Source organism: Intestinimonas sp. HCP28S3_D6, assembly GCF_052065695.1.
Lineage (GTDB): Bacteria > Bacillota > Clostridia > Oscillospirales > Oscillospiraceae > Intestinimonas.
Genome location: NZ_JBQHTM010000086.1, coordinates 1 through 7,137 on the forward strand (window position 1 = coordinate 1; position 7,137 = coordinate 7,137).

The following is a 7,137-nucleotide window of genomic DNA, read 5'->3' on the forward strand; positions in this document are numbered from 1 at the left end:
CATCTGCAACAGCTCTCTGATCTTTTCCCTGCGGGCATTTTCTTCCGGTGTGCGTTTCTTTCTTGCCATAATAAAACCTCCACTGTGGTGCTTCTATTATACACCACCTTGATAGATAGCTGAATTTGCCTATATACGGAAACCCGCCAGAAATGGCGGGTTTCTTCTATTTTGCAAAGGAGGACGAATCAATGAGCAGATGCGGAAGTTGCCCCATTTATACTCGAAGCGAGTTTGGGGTTTATTGCGAGGGCGACCACGGTGTCGAGGATTGTGCAGATAAATTGCATAGCCTGTATTACGCGATGGCCGCCGAAATCAGAAAGGCTCAAGCTGAGCCGACCACCATTGAGAAGACGCTCCAAAGATTGGAGCCGCGCGCCAAAGATATTCACACCCTACTCGGCTGCTGCGAGCTGCTGGCAGGCATGGCAGAGGAGGCAGCGGAGCTGTCCCAAGCGGCGCTGAAACTGCGCAGGACGATTGACAAGAGCAATCCCACGCCGGTGAGTACAAGCGAGGCATCGCACAGGTTGAACGAGGAGTTTGCCGACGTTGTTCTTTGTGCGGCAGTGCTGGGGCTTGACCGTGAAGAAGTTGAGCGGTTTATCAGAGAGAAAGCCGCTCGGTGGTCCATGAGATTGGAGGTTGATGAATGATGGCGAACAGAATGGATAAGTGGCTGCACCACGCATTTTCTTCCGGTTGCGAAACCGGGAGCGACTACGATGCTTTCCAGCGGGAGGCAAGAGCAGACCTGCGGAAACAGGCAAAGGCGGCGGGGTTTGCACTGCACAAATTCCTCCCCGGACACTATGAGTTCTCGGCAGTGCTGCGGGATGAGACAACTGGTGAGTTCGTCTACGTTGCTATCAGTGATGTGCGGTTCTGCTCGTCCGAGTGGTATCACCACGTTTTGTACCGCACGATGGCGCATGACAAAGACTGGACGGGCGGCTACAACTGCTGGTGCAGCTGGTCGGAAATCGGTGAGGCCCTTTCCAAAATGCGAATGAGGAGGTGCGGGTGATGACAAGCAGCAAAGTTTCTTTTTATGAGCTTGATTTTGAGAGCGGATACGGAATGGTGATAAAGGGGACACGAGACCCCTCCGTAGAAGAAGCACAAGATTTTATCTCAAAACATGGCACGGATGAAGTAGTAATCGGTGTTTTTCCAATTTCGAGAGAGGAGGCCGAGAACTTCTATGACTTCACCTATGAAGAAAATTGGCCTGTTTTTCATTGATGAAATGAGCAAGACGAGGAGGTGCGGGTGATGACGCTATGTGGAGTTAACTGGTCGTCTGAATGTTATTGATAGCAGTGGTAAATATATCTCTATTGTTCCAACTGATGATGAGTTTGCCATCATGGGGGTTCAGTGCTATATCAAGACCGAGGAACAAAAAGCTGCTGTCATGGAAATGTCTATTGGCGACACTTTGGTGGTCAAAGGCAAAATCAAGGACGTTGGAGAAGTTTTGGGTTATTCTCTTGACATTGATGAAGTAGTCAAAGCAGCAAACTAAATTCAATGTGGCACAATGCTATTAACCTGAGTTAACTAAAATATCCCTTGGTAACAAGGGCGCACTTCTATACAGGGTAAACCCTGTATGCGTGCGCTCTGCGAGGCAGACAGCCCGGACGATGGAAGTCCGGGCTGTTTTGCGTCACTGCGTTCCGTACAAGGGGCTGCACCCCTTGCGCCGCTTATGCGGCTATCCCTGCCCGCTTTGGATGGGAAACAATCTGTTTGCACAGACAGTTTCCCATCCAAAGCCTGAAACGCAACACGCAAATTTTACCGCTTGTCCGAAAGGCAGGCGGTATTTTTTATCTGCAAATAAAGGAGGAATCTACAATGCCAACAACCGAAAAGCTGAAACAGGAGATCGCAGACGCAGAAAAGAAGCTGGCGCAGGAGCGCAGCAGGCTCCAGCGGCTGCAAAACCGGAAATCCTATTATGAGAAGGGAGACAGGAAGAAACGGGCGCATTGCCTCATTACCAGAGGGGCTGCCGTGGAGAGCATTGCACCGCTGTTAAAGGTTTTGAGCGAAACGGAGTTCTATACTTTCATGGAAAAGGTTTTTACCTTGCCGGAAGTCAGGGCTTTGTTAATGAAGGCAGTCAATACACACAATCAGGCAAGCCAGAAAGGAAAGGGATAAGTATCGCACTATTTCACTTCCATGTTACCCAGATCAAACGCAGCGCAGGGCAATCCGCTGTTGCGTCCGCTGCTTACCGATCCGGCGAAAAGCTGCACAGCGAGTATTACGGAGAGGACAGCGACTACACCCGGAAAGGCGGTGTGCTCTGTTCTGAAATTCTGCTGCCGCCCCACGCTCCGCCTTCTTTCGCAGACCGCCAAACCCTGTGGAACGAGGTGGAAAAGGCGGAGCGGGGCAGGAAAGCCCAGCTTGCATACAGTTTTGACATTGCCTTGCAGAACGAGTTTTCCATGCAGGAGAACATCGACCTTGCAAGGCAATTTTTATTGGAGCAGTTTGTGAGCCGGGGCATGGTGGTGGATTTCTCCGTTCACGCCCCCGACAAGGAGGACGGCGGCATTGCCAACCCGCATTTTCATGTCATGTGTCCCATCCGTCCCCTGCTGCCGGACGGGACATGGGGCAACAAGCAGCGGCGGGAATATCTCCTGGATGAAAATGGGGAGCGCATCCGGGATGAAGCGGGAAACTATGTGTTCAACGCTGTCCCCACCACGGACTGGGGCAAACCGGAAACGCTGGAACATTGGCGGGAACAGTGGGCGGCAATGTGCAATGCCCGATTTGCCGGGAAAGGGCTGGAATGCCGCATCGACCACCGCAGCTACGAGCGTCAGGGCGTGGAGCAGCTGCCTACTGTCCATGAGGGTCCGGCGATCCGCCAGATGGAGGCCAGAGGTATCCGTACCGATAAGGGCGATTTCAACCGCTGGGTCAAGACGACCAATGCCTTGATCGGCAAGCTGAAAAAGAAAATTACGGCGCTGCTTGACTGGCTGAAAGAAGCGCATGAGGAATTGAACAAATCGCAAGCCCCCAATCTGGCGCAGCTGCTCAGCGAGTATTACACCAACCGCAGCGCAGGGGCATGGAGCCGGAAAGCGAAAATCGGAAATCTCAAAGAATTCAATGAGATTTGTAATTATCTCATGCAGAACAATTTGACAACGCCGGAACAGTTGCAGGAGCGTGTATCTGCGTTGAGTGACCGCATTGACGCTTTGAAAAGTACCTTGTCTGGCAAATCTAACCGCAGGAAGGAGTTAGATGAGCTTCTCCGCATGGTACAGTTTTACGCTGACGGAAAACCTGTTGCTGACAAGCTGGCAGCCATCAAGTGGAAAGGCAGGCGTGAGCAATTCATGTCTGAAAATGAAAATGCACTCCGCCTGTATCACATGGCAGAGCGCAAATTAAAGCCGCATTTTAAGAATGGAAAATTGCCGGTCACTGCATGGCGCAAGGAGCATGACCGTCTGGAACAGGAATACAAGACGGGGCAAGCGGAACTTTCGCCCATTTATGCGGAGGTGAAAAAACTTTGGCAGATCAAATACAAGGTAGAACAGGTTGTTCGTGCGCAGGAAAATCACGAGCAGAGCCGCAGGAAACAGCATCAGATCGACCATTAAGGAGGACTTCAAAAATGGAACTCAACTGGAAAGAGGATAGCAACCTCATAAGGAAACTTGCAAAAATACTTCTTGGAGATACGCTGCCCAATGGTAAGCCTGTAAGTTCAATCATATTGCTTGATGATACTTCACGGGCCGAATTGCAGCGGTGGGCAAATATGAGTGATGCAGAATTTGCAGCCGCACAACTCAGCGGTGATTCCATCCGCATTGATGTGGATGATGTCATCAAACAACTGGAAGAAAAATATGCCCTTGATCCACAACTGCTCGATGATTTGTTTTCTGGTATTGATGCAGATGATTTGGATATTTGGGAAGAAATCAGTCAATGGGAAGATTCTGACCATGACGAACCAACGAAATATTTTTTCTCCAATCCTAACCCCTATTTCAAACCCGAACCGCTGCCGCCTGACCGCCCCAAACACAATTTCTGGTTTGACGAGACTGGGCATATCCGTGTGAAAAATCCATCTGCGTTCTGGCTGCCGGAGTTCACTTTACAGCGTGAGATCGGCGGCACCATTTATACCATCACGGGCAGCTATGACGGAACAGAAACGCTGGATAGAAAGATGGAGCGCATTTTGACAGAAAAGACGGAGGATGATGAATGACAAATACCAGGAATCTTGGTACAATAGAAGCAACCAATCCTGTACTGACAGTTGCCCCTTTGAAGGAGGATATAGAAATGTTACGGGCAACTGATAAAATCACCGCACTCTATTGCCGCCTCTCCCAAGAGGATGCCAACGAGGGCGACAGTAATTCCATCACCAATCAAAAAGACATTCTGCTCCGATACGCAAAAGAGCACCGTTTCCCGAATCCAACATTTTTTGTGGATGACGGTTACAGCGGCACGAACTATGACCGCCCCGGATTTCAGCAGATGCTGTCAGAAATCGAGGCAGGAAAAGTGGCTGTTGTGCTGTCGAAAGACCTGTCCCGTCTGGGGCGAAATTCCTCGCTGACGGGCTTGTATATTAACTTCACTTTTCCGAAATATGGTGTGCGCTATATCGCCATCAACGACCACTTTGACACCATTGACCCCAACAGCACCGACAACGATGTTGCAGGAATCAAAAACTGGTTCAATGAGTTTTTTGCCAAGGATACCAGCCGCAAAATCCGTGCGGTACAGAAGGCCAAGGGCGAGCAGGGCATTCCGCTGACAACCAATGTCCCCTTTGGCTACCGCAAAGACCCGGAGGATCGAACAAAGTGGGTCGTGGACGAAGCAGCCGCTCCTGTGGTCAAGCGCATCTTCAATCTGTGTATGGAAGGCCGGGGGCCGATGCAGATCGCCAAACTCTTGCAGGCGGAACAGGTGCTCAATCCTACTGCCTATAAGCGGAGAGAAGGCATTAACACCCCAAGCCCTGAAACCGCTGATCCGTACCACTGGAACCCCAATACCGTTGTTCACATTTTGGAACGGCGGGAATACACGGGCTGTACGGTTAACTTCAAGACCTACACCAACTCCATCTGGGACAAGAAGCAGCGGGAAACACCCATTGAGAAGCGGGCGGTATTCTACAACACCCATCCGGCTATCATTGAGCAGGAAGTCTTTGACAAGGTGCAGGAGATCCGCAAGCAGCGCCACCGAAGGACAAAAACCGGAAAGAGCAGTCTGTTCTCCGGCATGGTTTACTGCGCTGACTGCGGGGCCAAAATGCGCTACTGCACCACCAACTACTTTGAGAAGCGGCAAGACCATTTTGTATGTGCCAGCTACCGCAGCAACACGGGAACCTGTTCAGCTCACTTCATCCGGGCGGTTGTACTGGAAGAATTGGTCTGGATGCACATGAAAACGGTTATCTCCTATGTAACCCGGCATGAAGCCCATTTTCGGACAGTAATGGAGCATAGACTCCGGCTGTCCAGCGAAGAAGCTGTCCGGGGACACAAGAAGCGTCTGGCACAGGCAGAACGCCGTCTTGGGGAACTTGACCGGCTGTTCATCCGTATCTATGAGGATAATGTGGCCGGGAAACTCTCTGATGAACGGTTTGCGCTGATGAGCAAGACCTATGAGGACGAGCAGGAGCAGCTTAAAGCGGAAATCCAGACCTTGCAGCAGGAAATCGAAGTACAGGAACGACAGATTGAAAATTTGGAGCATTTCATCCAGCGGGTACACAAATACGAGGATTTGCAGGAAATGACACCCTACGCCCTGCGGGAGCTTGTCAAAGGCATCTACATCGAAGCGCCTGACAAGAGCAGCGGGAAGCGCAGACAGGGTGTCCGCATCTCTTATGACCTTGTGGGCTTTATCCCCGTGGACGAACTGATGAAACAGGAAACGGCATGACCGAAGCCATGCCGTTCCTGCAAAAAGCAATATTACTTTCTTATGACCCCCGGCCATTCTGCCAGGGGAGTAAAAAAATCGCCCCTGACAGAAAGATACAATCTGTCAAGGACGAATAAACACGTTATCCGCGGTGCCACCTTGATTCACGGTATGACCCGTGCACTTAGCAGGATACCAACATATCCCCGGCAAATGACGTCTGCCTGCAACGTCGCGGAATACTCTGTGGAGCCCCACATTTCCCCGCGCCCTCAGCGGTCCATTTGACAACGTGTTTCTTGCCTGACTCTCAGCATCACAGGCTCTCTGTAAAGGCATCGTTGCCGTTATCTCCGCTTCAACGGTTTAAGTGATTAAATTTTGTCCTACTATACCACCCCGCCCTCCCGTTGTCAAGGAGAAAATCACCGAGGCGTGTGGGGCGCTCATCTCTACCCCCCAGCGCTCTATTCAGCTATTGATCCGCAAAACATGGGCGAGCATCTGGGGGACCTGACATTCGCTGTCCGAATCCAGTCTCCGGACCGGAAACGGCTGATGCAGAAGCCAGGCTTGCCCCACTGCTACCACAACAGTACTCGGATCTCCACGATATACCAGACAGGTGATGTTTCTCTTTTCATGTGTCGGTCCAAAGCACAGCCAAAGCAGGAGGAATTCCTTTGCATATTCCTGCCTCACACATCCATATCTTTTTGTTCCGCATCTATGAGCAAGATAAAAAAACCATTGATTTTCAAGCGTTTCAGCCTTTTTCCACCCATACCCTTCCGCCTCGCCTGGATTTGACACAAAAAGTTTTGCCCTGCTATAATTAGTTCAAATTTGTAAAGCCTGACCAGAATTTCGAGGCTTCTTGCCGCAAAAGACAGCAACTTTACTGCACAGGCACGGAAAGTATGGTGTATCTTATGGAGCAGTTGATATCCGTTCTCATAGCCATTGCCTTTATTCCCATTTTGCTCAGGCTTAAAATTCCCATTGGGCCTACGCTCATTATTTTGGGAATGTTTGTTGGAATCTTTAGCGGACTTGACCTAGGGAACCTCTGAATAAAAGCCTTTATCCTGTTTCTACTCAATGTATTAGCCGCCATTTGCGCTTGGTTAAGGTGATTTCAGTGCAAAATAGCCATTATTTATCTGC

8 protein-coding genes are annotated in these 7,137 nt (G+C 50.4%); all 8 read left to right on the plus strand.

Translation table 11 applies throughout. The features are described from left to right. The first annotated feature begins 191 nt into the window (after nucleotides 1-191). The 8 genes from ACTNBK_RS16325 to ACTNBK_RS16360 all read left to right on the plus strand — a co-directional run bounded on the left by ACTNBK_RS16325 (nucleotide 192) and on the right by ACTNBK_RS16360 (nucleotide 5,988). Nucleotides 192-659 (plus strand): hypothetical protein, encoded by a 468-nt coding sequence (locus ACTNBK_RS16325; RefSeq protein WP_441147692.1) that lies wholly within the window; start codon nucleotides 192-194, stop codon nucleotides 657-659. After that, nucleotides 656-1,030 (plus strand): hypothetical protein, encoded by a 375-nt coding sequence (locus ACTNBK_RS16330; RefSeq protein ID WP_441147694.1) that lies wholly within the window; start codon nucleotides 656-658, stop codon nucleotides 1,028-1,030. The genes ACTNBK_RS16325 and ACTNBK_RS16330 overlap by 4 nt, the downstream gene beginning before the upstream one ends. Next, entirely contained in the window at nucleotides 1,030-1,248 is a 219-nt protein-coding gene (locus ACTNBK_RS16335; RefSeq protein WP_441147696.1) for a hypothetical protein, read from the plus strand. The genes ACTNBK_RS16330 and ACTNBK_RS16335 overlap by 1 nt, the downstream gene beginning before the upstream one ends. 40 nt (nucleotides 1,249-1,288) lie before the next feature. Continuing rightward, complete coding sequence (locus tag ACTNBK_RS16340) at nucleotides 1,289-1,531, plus strand: hypothetical protein (RefSeq protein ID WP_441147698.1); 243 nt, start codon at nucleotides 1,289-1,291, stop codon at nucleotides 1,529-1,531. A gap of 335 nt (nucleotides 1,532-1,866) precedes the next feature. Beyond that, nucleotides 1,867-2,175: a DUF3847 domain-containing protein gene (locus ACTNBK_RS16345; protein ID WP_441147700.1), complete on the plus strand. Its 309-nt coding sequence runs from the start codon at nucleotides 1,867-1,869 to the stop codon at nucleotides 2,173-2,175. Between the two features lie 2 nt (nucleotides 2,176-2,177). Then, nucleotides 2,178-3,650 carry a MobQ family relaxase gene (gene mobQ / locus ACTNBK_RS16350; RefSeq protein WP_441147706.1) on the plus strand — a complete coding sequence of 491 codons (1,473 nt, stop codon included), beginning with the start codon at nucleotides 2,178-2,180 and terminating at the stop codon, nucleotides 3,648-3,650. A 14-nt stretch (nucleotides 3,651-3,664) separates the two neighbouring features. Next, nucleotides 3,665-4,273 carry a hypothetical protein gene (locus ACTNBK_RS16355; protein WP_441147702.1) on the plus strand — a complete coding sequence of 203 codons (609 nt, stop codon included), beginning with the start codon at nucleotides 3,665-3,667 and terminating at the stop codon, nucleotides 4,271-4,273. Then, entirely contained in the window at nucleotides 4,270-5,988 is a 1,719-nt protein-coding gene (locus ACTNBK_RS16360; RefSeq protein ID WP_441147704.1) for a recombinase family protein, read from the plus strand. The genes ACTNBK_RS16355 and ACTNBK_RS16360 overlap by 4 nt, the downstream gene beginning before the upstream one ends. Nucleotides 5,989-7,137: the final 1,149 nt, after the last annotated feature.

Excerpts from the sequence above, each read along its gene's own strand:
- ACTNBK_RS16360 (WP_441147704.1), top strand. The coding sequence starts at position 4,270 with ATGACAAATACCAGGAATCTTGGTACAATAGAAGCAACCAATCCTGTA.
- ACTNBK_RS16345 (WP_441147700.1), top strand. The coding sequence starts at position 1,867 with ATGCCAACAACCGAAAAGCTGAAACAGGAGATCGCAGACGCAGAAAAG.
- ACTNBK_RS16325 (WP_441147692.1), top strand. The coding sequence starts at position 192 with ATGAGCAGATGCGGAAGTTGCCCCATTTATACTCGAAGCGAGTTTGGG.
- ACTNBK_RS16330 (WP_441147694.1), top strand. The coding sequence starts at position 656 with ATGATGGCGAACAGAATGGATAAGTGGCTGCACCACGCATTTTCTTCC.
- ACTNBK_RS16355 (WP_441147702.1), top strand. The coding sequence starts at position 3,665 with ATGGAACTCAACTGGAAAGAGGATAGCAACCTCATAAGGAAACTTGCA.
- ACTNBK_RS16335 (WP_441147696.1), top strand. The coding sequence starts at position 1,030 with ATGACAAGCAGCAAAGTTTCTTTTTATGAGCTTGATTTTGAGAGCGGA.